We start from the raw sequence: 20,289 nt of genomic DNA, 5'->3' as shown, positions 1-20,289 counted from the left end.
TAAGTTTGGATACTGATCAATTTGAAGAAGAATTTCAGGAACAAGTTCAAGACCTAAGGCAACACAAAGTAAGGATGACTGAACAGAGATTGCTTATTTTGAAATATATGATGACCCATCAAAATCATCCTACAGCGGAAATGGTTTATAACGATCTCAAAGATGAGGTCACTTCCAATGTTAGTATTGCTACTGTCTATAATAATCTCAAGTTTTTGTCTAAAATAACTCCAATTAATGAATTGACCTATGATGATAGGTCAATTCATTTTGATTATTATCACCAAGAACATTTTCATGCAATTTGCCGAATTTGTGGGCAAGTTTACGATATTAATTATCATGATTATGAATCTTTAAAACGGCGGTTAATCAAGGATTCAGGGTTTGAAATAGAAAAAATCGAATTAAATATCCAAGGAATTTGCAAAAAATGTCAAAAAGGGGTTGCAAAAGGGTAAAAAAGTTGATAATATATTTTCTGTTGTCAATGAGTCATGCGCGTCACTGTTAAGCAAATAAAAAAAACAGTTGACAAGCTCATGATAAGATGATAAACTAAATGAGCCGCTTAATCAAGTGGTAATCAACAAAAAGTTAAGTAGATCTTTGAAAACTGAACAAAGTTTCTTTAAAAGCCAAGTGCTGGGTTCTTGAAAAAGAACCTGTCAATTTAAAAGTAATAAAGAAGACAAAGAACGTTAGAGTTCTAAGTCTGAGTCAACAAACTAACAAAAAATGAGAGTTTGATCCTGGCTCAGGACGAACGCTGGCGGCGTGCCTAATACATGCAAGTCGAGCGAGCAGAAGTAACGGAATACCTTCGGGTAGGAAGATATGGACGCGAGCGGCGGATGGGTGAGTAACACGTAGGTAACCTGCCCTTTAGCGGGGGATAACAATTGGAAACAGTTGCTAATACCGCATAAAGTGCTTAATCACATGATTAAGGAATGAAAGACGGTTTCGGCTGTCACTAAAGGATGGACCTGCGGCGTATTAGCTAGTTGGTGAGGTAAAGGCCCACCAAGGCGATGATACGTAGCCGACCTGAGAGGGTAATCGGCCACATTGGGACTGAGACACGGCCCAAACTCCTACGGGAGGCAGCAGTAGGGAATCTTCCACAATGGACGAAAGTCTGATGGAGCAACGCCGCGTGGATGAAGAAGGTTTTCGGATCGTAAAATCCTGTTGTTGAAGAAGAACGTGCTTGAGAGTAACTGCTCAAGTAGTGACGGTATTCAACCAGAAAGTCACGGCTAACTACGTGCCAGCAGCCGCGGTAATACGTAGGTGGCAAGCGTTGTCCGGATTTATTGGGCGTAAAGGGAGCGCAGGCGGTTTGAAAAGTCTGAATGTGAAAGCCCTCAGCTTAACTGAGGAAGTGCATCGGAAACTGTCAAACTTGAGTGCAGAAGAGGAGAGTGGAACTCCATGTGTAGCGGTGAAATGCGTAGATATATGGAAGAACACCAGTGGCGAAGGCGGCTCTCTGGTCTGTAACTGACGCTGAGGCTCGAAAGCATGGGTAGCGAACAGGATTAGATACCCTGGTAGTCCATGCCGTAAACGATGAGTGCTAAGTGTTGGGAGGTTTCCGCCTCTCAGTGCTGCAGCTAACGCATTAAGCACTCCGCCTGGGGAGTACGACCGCAAGGTTGAAACTCAAAGGAATTGACGGGGGCCCGCACAAGCGGTGGAGCATGTGGTTTAATTCGAAGCAACGCGAAGAACCTTACCAGGTCTTGACATCTCCTGAAAGCTGTAGAGATACAGGGTTCCCTTCGGGGACAGGAAGACAGGTGGTGCATGGTTGTCGTCAGCTCGTGTCGTGAGATGTTGGGTTAAGTCCCGCAACGAGCGCAACCCTTGTTACTAGTTGCCAGCATTAAGTTGGGCACTCTAGTGAGACTGCCGGTGACAAACCGGAGGAAGGTGGGGACGACGTCAAATCATCATGCCCCTTATGACCTGGGCTACACACGTGCTACAATGGATGGTACAACGAGAAGCGAACTCGTGAGGGCAAGCAGAACTCTAAAAACCATTCTCAGTTCGGATTGCAGGCTGCAACTCGCCTGTATGAAGTTGGAATCGCTAGTAATCGTGGATCAGCATGCCACGGTGAATACGTTCTCGGGCCTTGTACACACCGCCCGTCACACCATGAGAGTTTGTAATACCCAAAGCCGGTGGGGTAACCCTTCGGGGAGCTAGCCGTCTAAGGTAGGACAAATGATTAGGGTGAAGTCGTAACAAGGTAGCCGTAGGAGAACCTGCGGCTGGATCACCTCCTTTCTAAGGAAAAATAAACGGAAAGCAGTTGGCAAGAAACTTTGTTTAGTTTTGAGAGGTCTACTCTCAGGGCACCAAGAGACAAGCGCGAAAGAAATCGGGCCTATAGCTCAGCTGGTTAGAGCGCACGCCTGATAAGCGTGAGGTCGATGGTTCAAGTCCATTTAGGCCCATAGAAATAGTACGGGGGTTTAGCTCAGCTGGGAGAGCACCTGCTTTGCAAGCAGGAGGTCATCGGTTCGATCCCGTTAACCTCCATTGACAGGAAACTGTCAAGGACATTAGTACTTTGAAAACTGAATATTATGAGAAGAAAGACACCGAGAATCGAGAGATTCGAAAGTAAGAAGTAATAAGTAAGGTTAAGATAATAAGGGCGCACGGTGGATGCCTAGGTACTAGGAGCCGAAGAAGGACGCAACGAACAGCGAAATGCTCCGGGGAGTTGTAAGTAAACGAAGATCCGGAGATATCCGAATGGGGGAACCCGGCTAAGGTAAAGCTTAGTCACACTGCGACGAAAGTTGTAAGTGAGGAAGACGTGGTGAACTGAAACATCTAAGTAGCCATAGGAAGAGAAAGAAAAATCGATTTCCTGAGTAGCGGCGAGCGAAACGGAAAGAGCCCAAACCAGAGAGCATGCTCTTTGGGGTTGTAGGACTGGGACGTGAGATAGTCGAAGATAGCTGAATCAGTTGGGAAGCTGAACCAGAGATAGTGATAGTCTAGTAGGCGAAATCAGAGACACTCTACCAGTATCCTGAGTACGGCGGGGCACGTGAAACCCCGTCGGAAGCAGGGAGGACCATCTCCCAAGGCTAAATACTCCCTAGTGACCGATAGAGAACAAGTACCGTGAGGGAAAGGTGAAAAGCACCCCGGAAGGGGAGTGAAATAGATCCTGAAACCGTGTGCCTACAAGTAGTCAGAGCTCGTTAAAGAGTGATGGCGTGCCTTTTGTAGAATGAACCGGCGAGTTACGATTGCGTGCGAGGTTAAGTTGAGAAGACGGAGCCGCAGCGAAAGCGAGTCTGAATAGGGCGAAAGAGAGTACGTAGTCGTAGACCCGAAACCAAGTGACCTACCCATGTCCAGGTTGAAGGTGCGGTAAAACGCACTGGAGGACCGAACCCACGTAAGTTGAAAATTGCGGGGATGAGGTGTGGGTAGCGGTGAAATTCCAAACGAACTTGGAGATAGCTGGTTCTCTCCAAAATAGCTTTAGGGCTAGCCTCGGAGAAGAGGATCTTGGAGGTAGAGCACTGTTTGGACTAGGGGCCCAACATGGGTTACTGAATTCAGATAAACTCCGAATGCCAAAGATCTTTCTCCGGGAGTCAGACGGTGAGTGATAAGATCCATCGTCGAAAGGGGAACAGCCCAGATCACCAGTTAAGGTCCCAAAATCCATACTAAGTGGAAAAGGAAGTGGAACTGCACAGACAACTAGGATGTTGGCTTAGAAGCAGCAACTCATTTAAAGAGTGCGTAATAGCTCACTAGTCGAGTGGTTCTGCGCCGAAAATGTACCGGGGCTAAGTATGGTACCGAAACTGTGGATGTGCATCGAAAGATGTACGTGGTAGGAGAGCGTTGTAAGCACGAAGAAGCCAGATCGAGAGGACTGGTGGAGAGCTTAGAAGTGAGAATGCCGGTATGAGTAGCGAAAGACCAGTGAGAATCTGGTCCACCGGATGACTAAGGTTTCCTGGGGAAGGCTCGTCCGCCCAGGGTTAGTCGGGACCTAAGATGAGGCCGAGAGGCGTAATCGATGGAAAACAGGTTGAGATTCCTGTACTGTTCAGTGTTGTTTGAACGATGGAGGGACGCAGGAGATGAATTGTGAGCATGCAGCTGGAAAAGCATGTCTAAGCAGCGAGTCTGGATATGAGTCAAATGCTTATAACCGCGAAGGATGAGTTGTGATAGGGAGCGAAATTAAAGTAGCGAAGCACAATAGTCACACTGCCGAGAAAAGCTTCTAGTGAGACACTGAATACCCGTACCGCAAACCGACACAGGTAGTCAAGGAGAGAATCCTAAGGTGAGCGAGAGAACTATCGTTAAGGAACTCGGCAAAATAGCCCCGTAACTTTGGAAGAAGGGGTGCTGGTGTAAGAGCCAGCCGCAGTGAAAAGGCCCAAACAACTGTTTATCAAAAACACAGGTCTCTGCAAAATCGTAAGATGACGTATAGGGGCTGACGCCTGCCCGGTGCTGGAAGGTTAAGAGGATGAGTTAGACTTTGGTCGAAGCCCAGAATTGAAGCCCCAGTAAACGGCGGCCGTAACTATAACGGTCCTAAGGTAGCGAAATTCCTTGTCGGGTAAGTTCCGACCCGCACGAAAGGCGTAATGATTTGGGCACTGTCTCAACGATAGACTCGGTGAAATTATAATACCCGTGAAGATGCAGGTTACCCGCGACAGGACGGAAAGACCCCATGGAGCTTTACTGTAGCTTGATATTGAGTTTTTGTGTAACATGTACAGGATAGGTAGGAGCCGTAGAGATCGGTACGCTAGTATCGAAGGAGGCGCTGGTGGGATACTACCCTTGTTATATGAAAGCTCTAACCCGCGCCGTTGAAGCACGGCGGGAGACAGTGTCAGGTGGGCAGTTTGACTGGGGCGGTCGCCTCCTAAACAGTAACGGAGGCGCCCAAAGGTTCCCTCAGAATGGTTGGAAATCATTCGTAGAGTGTAAAGGTAGAAGGGAGCTTGACTGCGAGACAGACAAGTCGAGCAGGGACGAAAGTCGGGCTTAATGATCCGGTGGCACCGTATGGAAGGGCCATCGCTCAACGGACAAAAGCTACCCTGGGGATAACAGGCTTATCTCCCCCAAGAGTTCACATCGACGGGGAGGTTTGGCACCTCGATGTCGGCTCATCGCATCCTGGGGCTGTAGTCGGTCCCAAGGGTTGGGCTGTTCGCCCATTAAAGCGGTACGCGAGCTGGGTTCAGAACGTCGTGAGACAGTTCGGTCCCTATCCGTCGCGGGCGTAGGAAATTTGAGAGGATCTGTCCTTAGTACGAGAGGACCGGGATGGACATACCACTGGTGTACCAGTTGTCTTGCCAAAGGCATAGCTGGGTAGCTAAGTATGGAAGGGATAAACGCTGAAAGCATCTAAGTGTGAAACCCACCTCAAGATGAGATTTCCCATTCAGTAATGAAGTAAGACCCCTCAAAGAAGATGAGGTAGATAGGTTGCGAGTGGAAGTGTAGTGATACATGGAGCTGAGCAATACTAATCGGTCGAGGGCTTAACCAAGGGTGTCGAGTAAGAACATAATATTCAGTTTTGAGAGGACTAAGGTTCTTTCAGAAGGTAAGAAGAGAGCAAGTGTGGTGGCGATAGCGAGGAGGAAACACCTGGAATCATGCCGAACACAGAAGTTAAGCTTCTCAGCGCCGAAAGTAGTTGGTGGGAAACTACCTGCGAGGATAGGTCGTTGCCATGCTGCTCTTATTCCGGTTTAGCTCAGTTGGTAGAGCATCTGACTGTTAATCAGGGTGTCGTCAGTTCGAGTCTGACAACCGGAGTTTTTATTTGGAGAGTTGTCCGAGTGGCTGAAGGAGCATGATTGGAAATCATGTATACGGGCTTTTACCTGTATCAAGGGTTCAAATCCCTTACTCTCCGTTAGCTTTTAGCTGACCCGTTGGTCAAGTGGTTAAGACACCGCCCTTTCACGGCGGTAACATGGGTTCAAATCCCGTACGGGTCATTTTTGGAAGATTAGCTCAGTTGGGAGAGCGTCTGCCTTACAAGCAGAGGGTCACAGGTTCGAGCCCTGTATCTTCCATTTTATTTTATAAATAAATATTTGTTCTGACCCGTTGGTCAAGTGGTTAAGACACCGCCCTTTCACGGCGGTAACATGGGTTCAAATCCCGTACGGGTCATTTTTGGAAGATTAGCTCAGTTGGGAGAGCGTCTGCCTTACAAGCAGAGGGTCACAGGTTCGAGCCCTGTATCTTCCATTTTTAATATCCTGGTAAAGCATTGATAATTAATTAATGCTTTTTTTGTGTTTATACTAGGTTTGACTAAAAGTGTTAAAGTTATTTGACATTATGAAGTGGAATACAATATGGAAAATAAGATTGCCAATTTTAAAAAAACAGCGTTATTCACAGGCGCAGTTAGCTGAATTAGCTAATGTTATACGGCAAACTGTTAATGCTATTGAAAATAATAAGTATGATCCGTTGTTGTTGGTTTGGGAGTGGTCATATGTTTTTGCATATTGTCACTTGGACCATTAAAAAATGTATACAATCAAAAATGGCACTTCCTAATTAGAAGTGTCATTTTTAATTCAGGTTTATGTTGATAAGCTAGACTATTTTGTTATCTTTGCTTTTATAAGGGAATTTTTCCTTTAGCGTTAGCTTCTTGTTTGCGAGTGGTTTAGTTACTGCTAATTATTAAAATTAGATCTGGATTACCAGCCAGACTGTACTTTTACTTTCGCAAATATTTTAGCATTAAAATTTAAATGAAGTAATTTAAAAAACTAAAAATTCCTCGCACAATATCTAATTGGTAATCGTTTAGTTTTAAATGGAGTAAATATTTAACTATTAAAATTATTAAAAAGCAACCTAAATAGCTCACAACTGCTAAGTTGGTTAAATAATGTAGTAGGTATAATCCCAATAAAACTACTCCAATGCAAAACCCACCGATAAAAATCTGGTGCGAGTTGTTAGTTAGTGTAGTCAGTAAAGTAAAAAAATTAATTAAAATAATATTTAAAATAATTTGGGCGGATAAAAAATGAAGTATTGGAAAAACAATGACAATACTACTAAAAATCGGCAGAAAAAAATTCCAGATAAAAGTTGAAACAGAATTATTAGCAATAAATAAGCAAATTAGTAATTCGCATAACCAAAGAATAAAGAGGTAGTGAGGGTACGATTGCAATTTTAACAAATAAGCAATTGCCAGACTGAATACGAAATAAATAAGATTGAAATATTTATTGGCTTTTAAGGGGTGGAAAATATTACTATAAACAACAATCAGAATTGTTAAGATTAACGACACCATACTATTGTGATCATAGTTGGTGGGGTATTTTAAAGTTAAAATCATCGGATAAATTAACAAACTTATGAGATTAGTTGCGGAATTGATTAGTTTCATTGCTGAACTCCTTTATGAAGACTAGTTTAATTTTACTAAATTTGAAGATTATTAGCTAATGGTGTAATGTAGGACTATTGGATTGAGAAATGAGGTCAATAATCTATGTTAGAAAAAACTTTTTATAAAGAGTTATTAAAAAATTCGTTTAATATTCCTCTTAAGGTAACCTATTGGGATGGTAAGACTGAAACTTATGGTACTGGCGATCCCCAAATTCATATTACTATTCATGAAGCTATTCCAATTAAAGAGATTGCAGCTAACGCTTCAATTGCTTTAGGTGAAGCGTATATGGATAAGAAAATTGAGATCGATGGCAGTATCGAAGATTTAATTTTAGCCGCTTATCAAAGTAAAGATAGCTTTTTATACAATAAAAAATTTAAACAATTTGTTTCCAACCGTCAACATTCAGAGAGTAAAAATCAAGAATATGTTCAAGATCATTACGATATTGGTAATGACTTTTATAAACTTTGGTTAGATGAGACGCTAACTTATTCTTGTGCGTATTTTGAACATGAAGATGATGATTTAAAAACTGCACAGTTGAATAAAGTTAATCATATTTTGAAAAAGTTAGATCCTCAACCAGGCAAAACGTTATTAGATATTGGTTGTGGCTGGGGTACTTTAATGCTGACTGCTGCACAAAAATATGATTTAAAGGTTACGGGCATTACTTTAAGTGAAGAACAGTATAAATATGTGACTGCACAGATTGAAAAATTAGGTCTGCAAGATCGCGCAGAAATCTTATTGACGGACTACCGTGAACTGAAGGGCCGTCAGTGGGATTACATTGTTTCTGTGGGCATGTTTGAACATGTAGGTGAGGAAAACTTGCCAGGTTATTTCCAAGATGTTAGTGATTTCTTAGTTGACAATGGTAAAGCGTTGATTCACGGAATTACGATGCAAACACAACATGGTGGTTCCAATGGCTGGATTGATAAGTGGATTTTCCCAGGTGGGTACATTCCCGGCTTAACAGAAAATATCCAAAATATTATTGGTTCCGGATTGCAAATTGCTGATACTGAAATGTTACGTAGACATTATCAAAAAACCCTTGAAATTTGGGATCATAATTTCCAAGCTAAATTACCAGAAGTCATTGAGATGATGGACGAACGTTTTAGTCGCATGTGGGATTTGTATTTACAAGCTTGTGCTGCTTCCTTTGCCTCCGGACATATTGATGTTGTGCAATATCTGTTAACTAAGGGTCCTTCTGGAACTGGCTTGCCAATGACTCGTGATTATGTTTATAAATAATTAAGTATTAATGTTTTTAAATATGTGATAACATATTTTAGTTAACTAAATTCCCGATGGGGCTATTTAGCTTACCTGTAACCTAAATTCAAGGGGGAAGTATTTTTATGGAAAAAGAACGTCATTTCTTTACATCGGAATCTGTTTCAGAAGGACATCCAGATAAAATAGCTGATCAAATTAGTGATGCTATTTTGGATGCTATTTTAGCTAAGGATCCGCAAGCACGGGTTGCTTGTGAGACTACAGTGACCACTGGATTAGTTTTGGTTGCTGGCGAAATATCAACGACCGCTTACGTTGATATGCAAGCTATTGTACGTCAAACGATTCGTGAAATTGGCTATACGGATTCGGCTTACGGTTTTGATGCTGATACTTGTGCCGTGATTATTGCGGTTGATCAACAATCGCCTGATATTGCGCAAGGGGTGGATGACGCCTTAGAAAAAAGAGATTCAGACAATGATACTGATCCGCTAGATCAAATTGGTGCTGGCGATCAAGGCTTGATGTTTGGTTATGCTACCAATGAAACACCGGAGTTTATGCCTTTGCCGATTATCTTGGCTCACAAGTTGGTTTACAAGGTGACTCAGGTCCGCAAACAACATGAATTGACTTATTTACGCCCGGATTCAAAGGCGCAAGTTACTGTCGAATATGATGATAACTGGAAAGCTTTACGGGTTGATACAGTTGTTTTAAGTACGCAGCATGATCCGGATGTCAAGTTAGCTGATTTACGGCAAGATGTGATTGAAAAAGTGATTAAACAAGTTATTCCAGCTGAATTATTGGATGCTGAAACTAAATTCTTTATTAATCCAACTGGACGCTTCGTTTTAGGTGGTCCAAGTAGTGATACTGGATTAACTGGTCGTAAAATTATTGTCGATACCTATGGTGGTTTTGCTCATCATGGTGGTGGAGCTTTCTCCGGTAAAGATGCGACTAAGGTTGATCGTTCAGCTAGTTATGCGGCACGTTATGTGGCTAAAAATTTAGTTGCTGCTGGGGTCGCTGATCAAATTGAAATTCAATTAGCTTATGCGATCGGGGTAGCACGTCCAGTTTCTATTAATGTTAATACCTTTAATACAAGTGATTATAGTGATTCGCAAATTGTGCAAGCTATTCGGGAAGTCTTTGATTTAAGACCAGCCGGAATTATTGAAATGTTAGATCTAAAGCGGCCAATTTATAAGCAAACGGCTGCTTATGGCCATTTTGGGCGCACTGATGTGCAATTACCATGGGAACAATTAGACAAAGTTACAGCGATTCAGCAAGCTATTCAAAAGTAGGGATATTGTGAATTCAATAGTAAAAAAAACAAACGTTAAGTGGGTCACGGTTGCAGTCTTTGTAGCAACTTTCATGACAGCCGTCGAAGGCACGATTGTTTCGACGGCGATGCCGACAATTATTAGTGATTTACATGGCTTGAAATTAATGAATTGGGTCTTTTCAATCTATTTATTAATGAGCGCGGTCACGACGCCGATTTATGGTAAATTATCTGATCGCTATGGTCGTAAAATTTTATTAAATATTGGCTTATTAATTTTTGTCTTGGGTTCTTTTTTATGTTGTATTTCGCATTCTATGTTGCAACTAATTTTGTCACGGGTTTTACAAGGACTAGGTGCTGGGGCAATTCAGCCGTTGACGTATACCGTTTTAGCTGATATTTATCCGTTAGAAAAAAGGGCCAATATGATTGGCTTAAATGGGTCTGCCTGGGGAATTGCCTCAATTGTGGCGCCTTTGTTAGGTGGTTTTATTGTTGAACAACTGTCTTGGCATTGGGTCTTTGCCATTAATATTCCCATTGGTTTGATTACAATTATCTTGATTCAATTATTTTTGCATGAACCTAAGCGCAGTCAAGCTGTGCGTGAGCCGGTTGATTTTCAAGGTATTATCTTATTAACGTTCGTCTTAGTTTGTTTAATGCTCGGGCTACAGAACTTAAATAATGCCCATGCTTGGCTAATTAGTTTAATTTTGTTAGTAGCAGCCGTATTAGGTGCTTTTGTATTTGTGAAGGTCGAACGGCAAAAAGCAGATCCAATTTTGCCGTTAAAATTATTTAAAAATCGTACTTTTGTTGTACAAAATGTGTCGATTCTATTAATTTCTGGTTTTTTGATTGGTTTTGATGCTTATTTGCCAATTTGGATGCAGAGCGTTTTAGGACTGAAGCCGTCGATGGGGGGCTTTGTGGTTACACCTAGTTCGGTAGTTTGGTTATTTGGTTCTTATATTTCTGGTAAAATGATTGCTAAATATCCACCGCATAAAATTACGTTATTTGCACTTAGCTTTCTAGTGGTTGGCTGTGGGTGCTATCTGTTGTTACCGTTAAAAACGGCCTTTGGCATTTTTCTAATTATCTCTGCGGTGGTTGGTTTTGGTTTTGGTTTGTCGATTACAACTTCCACGGTTACTTCGCAAAGTGTAGTCACAGCAGATGAAGTGGGAACGGCCACCAGTTTCAATACGTTAGCTCGTAATTTGGGGCAAACCTTGATGGTTTCCGTCTTTGGAATTGTGATGAACCTAAAAATGGCACAAGGAGTACAACAACATTCAGGTTTAACTTTTAAAATGTTGGATCAAATGATTAATTCTTCGACCGCGCATTTGTTAGCAAAACAATATTTAGCACCAGCTAGACAAATTGTTTATGAAGGCTTGCACTGGATTTTTGTAGTGGGAATTATCATTTTAATTGTGGCAGTTATTCTCAATTTCTTTGACCATAGTGATTATTTGTTAAAGGATTTTCAAAAAAGCCAAGGTAAATCAGCAGAGTAATTCCACTAGCTAAACAGGTACCTGCTAAAACGTCAGAAAAATAATGAACGTGTAAAATGGGACGACTGATAATAATGATGAGGGCAATTACCATTAAAAAAAATGGTAATTGCTTTTTTTTCGTAGTTTGGTAATAGATGAGAATTAAACTCCCAATTAAAGCAGTGGTAGCCATAGCATGACCGCTAGGAAAACTAAAGCCAGTTGCTTGGACGAGATGATTTAAGTTGGGACGAGGTCTGTGAATGAGCGCTTTTAAAACTTGGTTTAATAATAAATTACTTATTACGTTACTAAGCAGAAAAAATCGTTGGCGTTGATTCTTTAAAATGAAGCTAATAAGGATAGTTAGACTAAAGACGACTTTAGGCGCGCCAATAGTGGTAATGTATTTGAAGAAGGTTCGATTATGTTCACTCAAAAAAGCTAAGTGTTGAAAAAACCAGAAATCACAGTGCCGTAATGCTGGCTGATGATGAAATAACATCATTGTCAAAATTAAAAAACAAGAGATAAAGAAAATGCTAAGAAAAAGTAATAGTTTTGATAATTTCATTAATAATCTCCTAAAAAATAATTAATTTTTTGGTAAATCTTACCGGAAAGGGCATTGATTAAGTTCATTGGTGACTATAATTAGCTTGAAGTAGTGGGAAGTTTAACTAATAAATGAGATTGGGACAAAGACCTTAGTATATTTTTATCCCAGTCGCAAATAAAGGGGGTCTGTTTGATGAAAAAACATTTAAGAAGATCAGTTAAACTAGTTGCAATTAGTTGCTTAAGTTGTTTAACTGCATTAAATGCTTTAAAGCATAGTAGTGTGACGAGTTATGCTGATAGTTTTGATCAAGTGACAATTAACGTCAATGATGCTGATAACTTGGAAAATGTGGTCACATCGTCCGGATATGGGGATCAAACATTTTTAAATTATTTGGGTTTATCGGCGCAAAAGTTAGCCAATAATAATGATCTTTATGCTTCAGTTATGTTAGCCCAAGCACTCTTAGAAAGCGGTTGGGGGACAAGTACTTTAGCCCAGGCGCCTAATTATAACTTGTTTGGTGTTAAAGGCAGTTTTCAAGGATCAGCGGTTAATATGGCCACGCAAGAAGATGATGGCAGTGGTAATTTGTATGGTATTCAAGCTAATTTTCGCAAGTATCCCTCCTATCGTGAGTCCTTAGAAGACTACGTTCGTTTACTGCGCGATAATGGCATGTATTCTGGAGCTTGGCGTAGTAAAACTAGTTCCTATAAAGATGCTACTAGCTTTTTAACGGGGCGTTATGCCACGGATACATCATATGCCGATAAATTGAACAGTTTGATTGAAAAGTATAATCTAACGCGGTTTGATCAACCAGTTGATGCTACTAAACCAAGTGTCAATGACATTGTAGTCAATAATGTTAGTTTAGTCACAAATGATGTGAACCATAATTCTACAAGGAATACTTATCAAAATCAACAAGCCCCGGTAATTGTGAGAAATAAATTTCAAAATCCAGCAGCTGATGCTTCAGCTACTAGCGAAACACAAACGCCGGCTTTACCGGTTATTGTTAATAATTCCCTGAATGAATTAATTAATACCAACAAGGAAATATTGCAAGCTCCTAGTACTAAACCAAGCAATCGGCCTAAGGATGCAAAAACTGAAACTGATTTTTCACGGACAATTCCTAGTGGAGATCATGCTGATCCAGCTGCTGTTATTAAAAAAGCACCAGTTGTGCAGGCTAAAGCAGTTTCTAATACTAAGTCAACCCCAGCTACTGATAATTCAATTCAAGTTTCGCCACAGGAAGCTGCAACTGAAAATTCGTCAGACTAGTTGCAATTAGCGTGATTTTTATTTATAATATGCGTCAGATTAGTTTTTACCAAAGGAATAGTAATTGAAAAATTGATTATCAGAGAGTGGAAGGTTAGTGTGATTTCACAGATATTTTTTAATGAACTCATCTTTGGAGTTTGATTACTGAACTAATAGTAAGTAGTCACGGGGTATCGTTAAATACTTGAGAGTTATATAGTTAATATATAAAACTTAGGTGGTACCGCGGGTAAATTTCGTCCTATTGCAAGAGCAATGGGACTTTTTTTGTAGGAGGGTAATTATGGGTTATAATCACAACGTTATTGAAAAAAAATGGCAAGCCTATTGGGCCGAACATAAGACGTTTAAAACAACAGAAGATCCAAATAAGAAAAACTTTTACGCGTTAGATATGTTTCCTTATCCGTCTGGTAAAGGTTTGCATGTTGGTCATCCAGAAGGGTATACCGCGACCGATATTATTGCCCGGATGAAGCGGATGCAAGGCTACAATGTCTTACATCCCATGGGGTGGGATGCGTTTGGCTTACCCGCTGAACAATATGCGCTGAAAACTGGACATAATCCCATTGATTTTACGCAACAAAATATTGATACATTTAAGCGACAAATTAATTCGCTAGGTTTTTCTTACGATTGGGAGCGCGAAATTAATACTACTGATCCCAATTATTATAAATGGACACAGTGGATCTTTGAACAATTGTATAAACAGGGGTTAGCTTATGAAGCCAAAGTTCCTGTTAATTGGAGTCCAGATTTAGGTACAGTAGTCGCTAATGAGGAGATTGTCAACGGTAAAACTGAACGTGGTGGTTTTCCAGTTTACCGTAAGCCAATGCGACAATGGATGCTCAAAATTACGGCTTATGCGGATCGTTTATTGGATGATTTAGATTTAATCGATTGGCCCGTAAATATTAAGGAAATGCAGCGCAACTGGATTGGCCGGTCAGTCGGTGCTGAAGTTAAGTTTGAGATTGCCGATCATGATTTAACGTTTAATGTCTTTACGACACGGCCAGATACGTTATTTGGTGCTACTTATGTAGTCATGGCTCCAGAGCATGAACTAGTGGATCAAATTACTACCCCACAACAAAAAGCACAAGTTCAACAATATCAGGAAGCAACTGCTAAAAAGAGTGATTTGGATCGGACCGATTTAAATACTGAAAAAACAGGTGCTTTCACAGGCGCTTACGCTATTAATCCGATTAATGGCGATCGATTACCAATTTGGATTTCTGATTATGTCTTGGCTAGCTACGGGACGGGTGCTATCATGGCTGTTCCAGCACATGATGACCGGGATTTCGAATTTGCTAAAATGTTTGACTTACCAATTAAAGCAGTCATTGCGGGTGGTGATGTCAGTGATCATGCTTATACAGGTGATGGTGAACATATTAATTCGGAGTTTTTAAATGGTTTAAATAAACAGCAGGCAATTGATAAGGTTTTGGCGTGGTTAGAAGATCATCAGGTTGGCCAAAAGAAAGTTAATTACCGCTTGCGAGATTGGGTCTTTTCACGGCAACGTTACTGGGGTGAACCCATTCCAATTATTCATTGGGAAGATGGAACCACGAGTTTAGTTCCTGAAGATGAATTACCATTACGTTTGCCAGCAGAACATGATATTAAACCTTCAGGTACGATTGAAAGTCCGTTGGCTAACTTGACTGACTGGGTCAATGTGGTTGATAAAAATGGCCGCAAAGGTCGGCGGGAAACCAATACAATGCCACAATGGGCTGGTAGTTCTTGGTATTTCTTGCGTTATGTAGATCCACATAATGATGAAGCAATCGCTGATTATGAAAAATTAAAACAGTGGATGCCCGTTGATTTATACGTCGGTGGAGCCGAACATGCTGTGCTGCATTTACTGTATGCAAGATTTTGGCATAAGTTCTTATACGATTTAGGTGTTGTACCGACACCAGAACCGTTCCAAAAATTATTTAATCAAGGAATGATTTTGGGTAATAATCACGAAAAAATGTCGAAGTCCAAAGGCAACGTTATTAATCCTGATGATGTTGTCGATGAATATGGTGCTGATACGTTACGTCTTTACGAAATGTTTATGGGACCGTTAGATGCTTCCATTTCTTGGAGTGAAGATGGCTTAGCTGGTTCTTATCGTTTCTTAGAGCGGGTTTGGCGCTTATATATTAATGCAGATGATGACAACACTTTGCGGACTGATTTTATTACCGAGCAGCCGAATGCTGATTTGAAAAAGATTTATAGTGAAACTGTGAAACAAGTTAGTGATCATTATGAAAAGTTACAATTTAATACGGCAATTTCGCAAATGATGACTTTTGTCAACGCTGTGCAAAAGCAAGATCAGTTTCCAAAGGATTACGCTGAAGGTTTAATTAAAATGTTAGCCCCAATCGTACCGCATATTGCTGAAGAAATTTGGCAAAAATTAGGTCATGATGAATCCATCACTTATGCTCAATGGCCAACTTACAATGAAGAAGATCTAGTTAGTGCTGAAGTCGAAGTTATTTTGCAAGTTAATGGTAAGTTAAGAAATAAGATTACGGTGCCAGTTGATATTTCCAAAGCTGATTTAGAACAAAGAGCATTAGCTGATGAAAAGACACAATCATTTATTGCTGATAAAAAGATTGTAAAAACCATTGTGGTTCCGCAAAAAATTGTGAATTTTGTGGTAAAATAATAATTCATCAATTTTAGAGAGGATCAATTTGATGGATCAAGATGTCGAAGAGAATACAGTGACAACTGCGGTAACTGGTGGCAAAAATGATTTAATTAAGGGTTCAGCTTGGATGACGGCGGGAAGTATTTTTTCGCGAGTCTTGGGTGCTATTTATATCATTCCGTGGAATATGTGGTTTGGTTCCGTTTTAACGGCTACCTTGGCCAATGCCCTATTTGCTAAGGGCTATAATATCTATAGTCTGTTTTTGATAATTTCGACGGCGGGTATTCCCGGGGCAATTTCCAAACAAATTGCGCATTACAATGCTTTAAACGAGTATGCGGCGGGAAACCAGTTATTTAAACAAGGCATCAAAATCATGGCTTGGATGGGCATAATTAGTGCAGCGCTGATGTATTTTGGCGCACCGCTTTTGAGTGATTGGTTTGCTGATGGCAATGCCAATGCCATTCCAGTTTTAAGAGCCTTGGCGATTGCGTTATTAATCATTCCGTTGATGAGTCTCATGCGGGGCTATTTTCAAGGCTATTCACAAATGGCACCTTCAGCGGTTTCTCAATTAATTGAGCAAGTGGCGCGCGTAATTTATATGTTAGCGGCAACGTATTTAATTATGAAGGTGCAAAAGGGCAGTTATGTTAGTGCCGTAACGCAATCGACCTTTGCAGCTTTCATTGGTGCGGTCTTTGGTTTAGGAGTGTTGGTAATTTACTTTTTAAAGCAATTACCGCAAATTCGCCGTCTATCACGACAAAGTAAATTTGAAATTGATACACGTCATCAGAATTTTTTTGGAGAAATTATTCGCCAAGCAGTTCCTTTTATTATTCTGGATTCTGGCATTATCTTATTCCAATTATTTGATCAGTCGACGTTTAATTCAATGATGTCGTCGTTTCAACATTTTAGTAAAGACACATTGAATGCCATGTATGCTCTATTTGCCTTTAATGCAAATAAATTAATTATGATTGTGGTTTCTTTATCAACAGCGATGGCTGTTACTGCGATCCCCTTATTGTCAGCAGCTTATTCGCGTCATAACCAAAAAGAAATTCAAGATCAAATTGGTAATATCTTACAATTGTTTTTCTTAGTTATGTTACCGGCAGCTTTAGGCATGTATGCAGTAGCTAAGCCTTTGTATATTTTGTTTTATCGATATGATCAGTTGGGGATTTACTTGTTACAATTTAGTTGTGTAGTAGCTATCTTGTTAGGGTTATTTACGGTTTTGTCAGCTATTTTACAAGGACTATATCAAAATAAAATGGCGATTAAATATTTTGTGATTGGTTTTATTGTTAAAATGCTTGTACAATATCCATGTATTTTAATTTTTAGTAGTTTTGGGCCCTTAATGGCGACTGCTATTGGCATGGCGGTCACGTGTTGGCTGATGTTGCGATTATTGTGTGTGAAATTTGAGTTTAAATTACAGCCGACCATTAACCGTACTTGTGGCATTTTTATGTTAACAGTTGTGATGTTAGTATCCATTTTAATCTTGGATTTTGTTGCATATCATTTGGTGAATAATCAAGGTCGCCCGTGGGCTATTGTGTTATTATGCCTGGAAGTTGTATTAGGTGTTGGGATCTATGGTTATTTAATTTTAAAATCGCACTTAGCGGAGAAGATTTTAGGCTCCAAAGTTGCTAATTTACGGCAAAAATTGCATATCAATTAATCTGTTTTAAAAAACAATAAGGTTGGAACGCAATAATGAATTAATGTTCGTTTACTTCTAGATAGAGTACGATCATTAATCTTATTGTTCCAACCTTATTTTTTTGCTATTACAAGTTGATTAGAATCAGAAACAGTGGCTGAAAGTCTGAATAATTAGCGATTAAACGGTGGTATATAATATGTTAGTAATAAGCAATTTACCAAGCATGGAACGCTATTGATAGAATGGTCTGAAAATAATATGGAAGTAATTGATTTAAAAAAATATACGACTCCTCTTCAAAAAGTTAAGCAGCATCCGAAGTTGATTAACGTACAAGAAGTCGCAGAATCAGGTTTTTATAATACAATGTTTGCACAAAAAATAGGCCGCTTAAGAAAGCGCGTCTTCGTTTTGTTAGAACAACAGCAACCAACTGCCATTATCACTTCCTTAATTCCCAACCGCTTTTTACCACAATTGGATCAAAGTGATTTAATGGATTTGGAAAATCTAGTAGATTATCAATGTCAGGTTAATCAAATCACTCAAAATGTGATGTTGACATGGGCTAATGAACAGGAACGTAAATTGTTCAAACAAGAAGTTGACCGCTTACAAGTTTTGGTAGAAAAAGCAATTTTTCGTAACAATCAAGGAACGATTATTCGCTCGGAAGAAACAGTGCTGTTGCCGGACCAATTTATTTTTCAAAAAGGAGAAGGAGATTGAAGACCTATTTGTATATTGAAGCTAAGGAAAAAATTCTCAATTTAATTACTAGTGGGACTTTTAAATTTAATGAACGGATTTGGAATGAACGAACTTTAGTTAGTCAATTAGGTTACAGTCGTACAACTATTAAAAATGCGATTAATTCATTAGTTGCTGATAATATTTTGGAAAAAAGGCGCGGTGATGGGACGTATTTAGTGGAAGTGGGCACTAACAATTTGGTGAAAATTGGTGATGATGCGCCCAATTCGTTTACACAAATTATGCGTATTAATAAAATAAATACTACTAGTCGTGTTTGGTCATTTAAAGCCATTTATCATTCTCCCAAATTGCAATTGATTTTTGATAATAAATATGAAGATTTTTACGAGTTAATTCGGACTAGAATGGTGTCACAACAAGTAATCGCCTTTCAAAAATCTTATATTCCGTTTAGAGAATTTGAAGATGCCCATCGCTATGATTTTGGAAAATTGTCGTTGTATGATTATATGGCTTTTAGAAATAAAAAGCCAATTATGTTTCATACGATTTTTCAGGCCCAATCTGTTGAAAAAGCGCCCTTTGTTGCGGAGCAGTTGAAGTTAGCCGAAGAGCGTTATTTGCTTTATTTTGAATATCAAGGTTTTACTAAAAGAAAAAAAATAGTTGAATATACACAGTCATGGTATAATCCTAATTTTATTAATTATAAAAATACAATTCAGAGATGATTGGTCCCTAAATTGGTTTTAAAAATGAGGTCATTTTAAGAAATGGTCTTTTTTTTATTGCCTGAATTTGAAAATAGCTCTAGATTTAATAAATGAAGATATGGCTATAAAGAAGGTGAAAACTGTGGAAATAGTACTGGCAAGTCATTCAACTTTGGCGTTAGGAATGTATCAAACGGTGTCATTAATTATGGGGCAACAGCCGAAATTACATTATATTACAGCTTATGTTGATGACAATCTTAGTTTTCAGAAGCAATTATTGAAAACCATCACGCCCATAAAGAATGAACAAATTATTTTCTTAACTGATGTGTTAGGAGGATCTGTGAATAATGAGTTAGTTCAATTTGTCCAAGGAGAAGATAACTACTTTTTGATTACCGGAATGAACTTGCCCTTGGTCTTGGAACTGATCAATTACGTTAATGTAACTAGTCAAGTTGATGCGGTCACATTAATGCAAAAATTACAGGAATTAGTTTCCATGGGCAAGGATGGTTTACAGATCGTTATGGATGTCGCAGATTCCGTCGAGGATGAAGATTTTTAAGGAGAAACGAGAATATGATTGTAATGACTAGAATTGATTACCGTTTGTTACACGGCCAGGTGGCTTTTGCTTGGACCAATAATTTGTCTGCGAATGCGATTTTGATTGCTAATGATGCAGTAGCACAAGATACTTTTCGCAAAAAAACTTTACAATTAGCCAAACCAGCTAGTGCCAAATTGATTTTTAAATCAATTGCAGATTCTGCCAAAGCAATTAAGAGTGGTGTGACGGATAAATATCGAGTGTTTATTATCGTGGAGACAATTAATGACGCTTATCGCTTAGCTAAGTTAACACCAGATATCAAATTAATTGATTTAGGTTTAGCTAATAAAACAGAAAATAGTCAAAATATCGCTAAATCAGTCTATGTAACGGCAGCTGATGTGAGACAGTTAACGGATTTAGAAAATAACGGGGTTAAAGTGGTAGTTAAGCAGGCACCTAATGATCCGGACACTGAATTTTCAGCTTTAATTAAGTAAAGGAGAAAG

General features: G+C 39.6%; 13 protein-coding genes, 8 tRNA genes, 3 rRNA genes and 1 other annotated feature. Of the genes, 23 read left to right on the top strand and 1 reads right to left on the bottom strand.

The annotated features are described in order from the left end of the window. Window positions 1-5: 5 nt before the first annotated feature. The 16 genes from AC3B6Y_RS01815 to AC3B6Y_RS01740 all read left to right on the top strand — a co-directional run bounded on the left by AC3B6Y_RS01815 (window position 6) and on the right by AC3B6Y_RS01740 (window position 11,563). Window positions 6-461 (top strand): Fur family transcriptional regulator, encoded by a 456-nt coding sequence (locus tag AC3B6Y_RS01815; RefSeq protein WP_489758315.1) that lies wholly within the window; start codon window positions 6-8, stop codon window positions 459-461. 273 nt (window positions 462-734) lie between these two features. Further along, window positions 735-2,301, top strand: a 16S ribosomal RNA gene (locus AC3B6Y_RS01810). Window positions 2,302-2,397: 96 nt separating this feature from the next. Then, a tRNA-Ile gene (locus tag AC3B6Y_RS01805) sits at window positions 2,398-2,471 on the top strand. 12 nt (window positions 2,472-2,483) lie between these two features. Next, a tRNA-Ala gene (locus AC3B6Y_RS01800) sits at window positions 2,484-2,556 on the top strand. A gap of 102 nt (window positions 2,557-2,658) precedes the next feature. Further along, a 23S ribosomal RNA gene (locus tag AC3B6Y_RS01795) occupies window positions 2,659-5,575 on the top strand. A gap of 73 nt (window positions 5,576-5,648) precedes the next feature. After that, a 5S ribosomal RNA gene (gene rrf, locus AC3B6Y_RS01790) occupies window positions 5,649-5,765 on the top strand. The 16S, 23S and 5S rRNA genes sit together here with 8 tRNA genes alongside, the layout of an rRNA operon. Window positions 5,766-5,774: 9 nt before the next feature. Then, window positions 5,775-5,847: transfer RNA gene (locus tag AC3B6Y_RS01785), tRNA-Asn, on the top strand. 9 nt (window positions 5,848-5,856) lie between these two features. After that, window positions 5,857-5,947, top strand: a tRNA-Ser gene (locus AC3B6Y_RS01780). 13 nt (window positions 5,948-5,960) lie between these two features. Then, window positions 5,961-6,032 (top strand) — tRNA-Glu (locus AC3B6Y_RS01775). Between the two features lie 5 nt (window positions 6,033-6,037). Beyond that, a tRNA-Val gene (locus tag AC3B6Y_RS01770) sits at window positions 6,038-6,110 on the top strand. A 28-nt stretch (window positions 6,111-6,138) separates the two neighbouring features. Continuing rightward, window positions 6,139-6,210, top strand: a tRNA-Glu gene (locus AC3B6Y_RS01765). 5 nt (window positions 6,211-6,215) lie between these two features. Next, window positions 6,216-6,288, top strand: a tRNA-Val gene (locus tag AC3B6Y_RS01760). Window positions 6,289-6,381: 93 nt separating this feature from the next. Then, entirely contained in the window at window positions 6,382-6,573 is a 192-nt protein-coding gene (locus AC3B6Y_RS01755) for a helix-turn-helix transcriptional regulator (protein ID WP_489769649.1), read from the top strand. A gap of 991 nt (window positions 6,574-7,564) precedes the next feature. Next, window positions 7,565-8,740, top strand: a complete 1,176-nt coding sequence (locus tag AC3B6Y_RS01750; protein WP_489757722.1) for a class I SAM-dependent methyltransferase — start codon at window positions 7,565-7,567, stop codon at window positions 8,738-8,740. Window positions 8,741-8,847: 107 nt separating this feature from the next. Then, the gene (gene metK / locus AC3B6Y_RS01745; protein ID WP_489769650.1) at window positions 8,848-10,047 is read left to right on the top strand and encodes a methionine adenosyltransferase; all 1,200 of its coding nucleotides are present in this window, start codon (window positions 8,848-8,850) and stop codon (window positions 10,045-10,047) included. 7 nt (window positions 10,048-10,054) lie between these two features. After that, on the top strand, window positions 10,055-11,563 hold the full coding sequence (locus AC3B6Y_RS01740) for an MDR family MFS transporter (RefSeq protein ID WP_489791218.1): 1,509 nt from the start codon (window positions 10,055-10,057) through the stop codon (window positions 11,561-11,563). Here the strand turns inward: AC3B6Y_RS01740 and AC3B6Y_RS01735 are convergent. Next, window positions 11,493-12,119, bottom strand: a complete 627-nt coding sequence (locus AC3B6Y_RS01735; protein ID WP_489775244.1) for a phosphatase PAP2 family protein — start codon at window positions 12,117-12,119, stop codon at window positions 11,493-11,495. The genes AC3B6Y_RS01740 and AC3B6Y_RS01735 overlap by 71 nt on opposite strands. A 177-nt stretch (window positions 12,120-12,296) precedes the next feature. Here AC3B6Y_RS01735 and AC3B6Y_RS01730 point away from each other — a divergent pair, with 177 nt between their 5' ends. From AC3B6Y_RS01730 to AC3B6Y_RS01700, 7 genes are all read left to right on the top strand, one after another. Then, window positions 12,297-13,403: a glucosaminidase domain-containing protein gene (locus AC3B6Y_RS01730; protein WP_489791217.1), complete on the top strand. Its 1,107-nt coding sequence runs from the start codon at window positions 12,297-12,299 to the stop codon at window positions 13,401-13,403. Window positions 13,404-13,445: 42 nt separating this feature from the next. Next, window positions 13,446-13,653: a binding site (T-box leader), on the top strand. 36 nt (window positions 13,654-13,689) lie between these two features. Beyond that, on the top strand, window positions 13,690-16,110 hold the full coding sequence (leuS, locus tag AC3B6Y_RS01725; RefSeq protein ID WP_489791216.1) for a leucine--tRNA ligase: 2,421 nt from the start codon (window positions 13,690-13,692) through the stop codon (window positions 16,108-16,110). Window positions 16,111-16,141: 31 nt separating this feature from the next. Further along, window positions 16,142-17,806 (top strand): putative polysaccharide biosynthesis protein, encoded by a 1,665-nt coding sequence (locus AC3B6Y_RS01720; protein ID WP_489791215.1) that lies wholly within the window; start codon window positions 16,142-16,144, stop codon window positions 17,804-17,806. A gap of 219 nt (window positions 17,807-18,025) precedes the next feature. Then, window positions 18,026-18,520, top strand: coding sequence for a hypothetical protein (locus AC3B6Y_RS01715; RefSeq protein ID WP_489769656.1), 495 nt, complete (start codon window positions 18,026-18,028; stop codon window positions 18,518-18,520). Then, a complete protein-coding gene (locus tag AC3B6Y_RS01710; RefSeq protein ID WP_489791214.1) occupies window positions 18,517-19,239 on the top strand; it encodes a GntR family transcriptional regulator in 723 nt (240 codons plus the stop codon). Before AC3B6Y_RS01715 ends, AC3B6Y_RS01710 begins: the two co-directional genes overlap by 4 nt. 124 nt (window positions 19,240-19,363) lie before the next feature. Then, entirely contained in the window at window positions 19,364-19,792 is a 429-nt protein-coding gene (locus tag AC3B6Y_RS01705) for a PTS sugar transporter subunit IIA (RefSeq protein ID WP_489791213.1), read from the top strand. Window positions 19,793-19,806: 14 nt separating this feature from the next. Then, a complete protein-coding gene (locus AC3B6Y_RS01700) occupies window positions 19,807-20,280 on the top strand; it encodes a PTS sugar transporter subunit IIB (RefSeq protein WP_489769659.1) in 474 nt (157 codons plus the stop codon). Window positions 20,281-20,289: the final 9 nt, after the last annotated feature.

The sequence above is a fragment of the Bombilactobacillus sp. ESL1092 genome (assembly GCF_058107465.1).
This window is presented reverse-complemented; position numbering and strand designations above follow the sequence as displayed.

What these genes read in the sequence shown, in the direction of transcription:
- AC3B6Y_RS01755 (WP_489769649.1), top strand. Translation starts at nt 6,382, where the DNA reads ATGAAGTGGAATACAATATGGAAAATAAGATTGCCAATTTTAAAAAAA.
- AC3B6Y_RS01750 (WP_489757722.1), top strand. Translation starts at nt 7,565, where the DNA reads ATGTTAGAAAAAACTTTTTATAAAGAGTTATTAAAAAATTCGTTTAAT.
- metK (WP_489769650.1), top strand. Translation starts at nt 8,848, where the DNA reads ATGGAAAAAGAACGTCATTTCTTTACATCGGAATCTGTTTCAGAAGGA.
- AC3B6Y_RS01735 (WP_489775244.1), bottom strand. Translation starts at nt 12,119, where the DNA reads ATGAAATTATCAAAACTATTACTTTTTCTTAGCATTTTCTTTATCTCT.
- AC3B6Y_RS01730 (WP_489791217.1), top strand. Translation starts at nt 12,297, where the DNA reads ATGAAAAAACATTTAAGAAGATCAGTTAAACTAGTTGCAATTAGTTGC.
- leuS (WP_489791216.1), top strand. Translation starts at nt 13,690, where the DNA reads ATGGGTTATAATCACAACGTTATTGAAAAAAAATGGCAAGCCTATTGG.
- AC3B6Y_RS01720 (WP_489791215.1), top strand. Translation starts at nt 16,142, where the DNA reads ATGGATCAAGATGTCGAAGAGAATACAGTGACAACTGCGGTAACTGGT.
- AC3B6Y_RS01700 (WP_489769659.1), top strand. Translation starts at nt 19,807, where the DNA reads ATGATTGTAATGACTAGAATTGATTACCGTTTGTTACACGGCCAGGTG.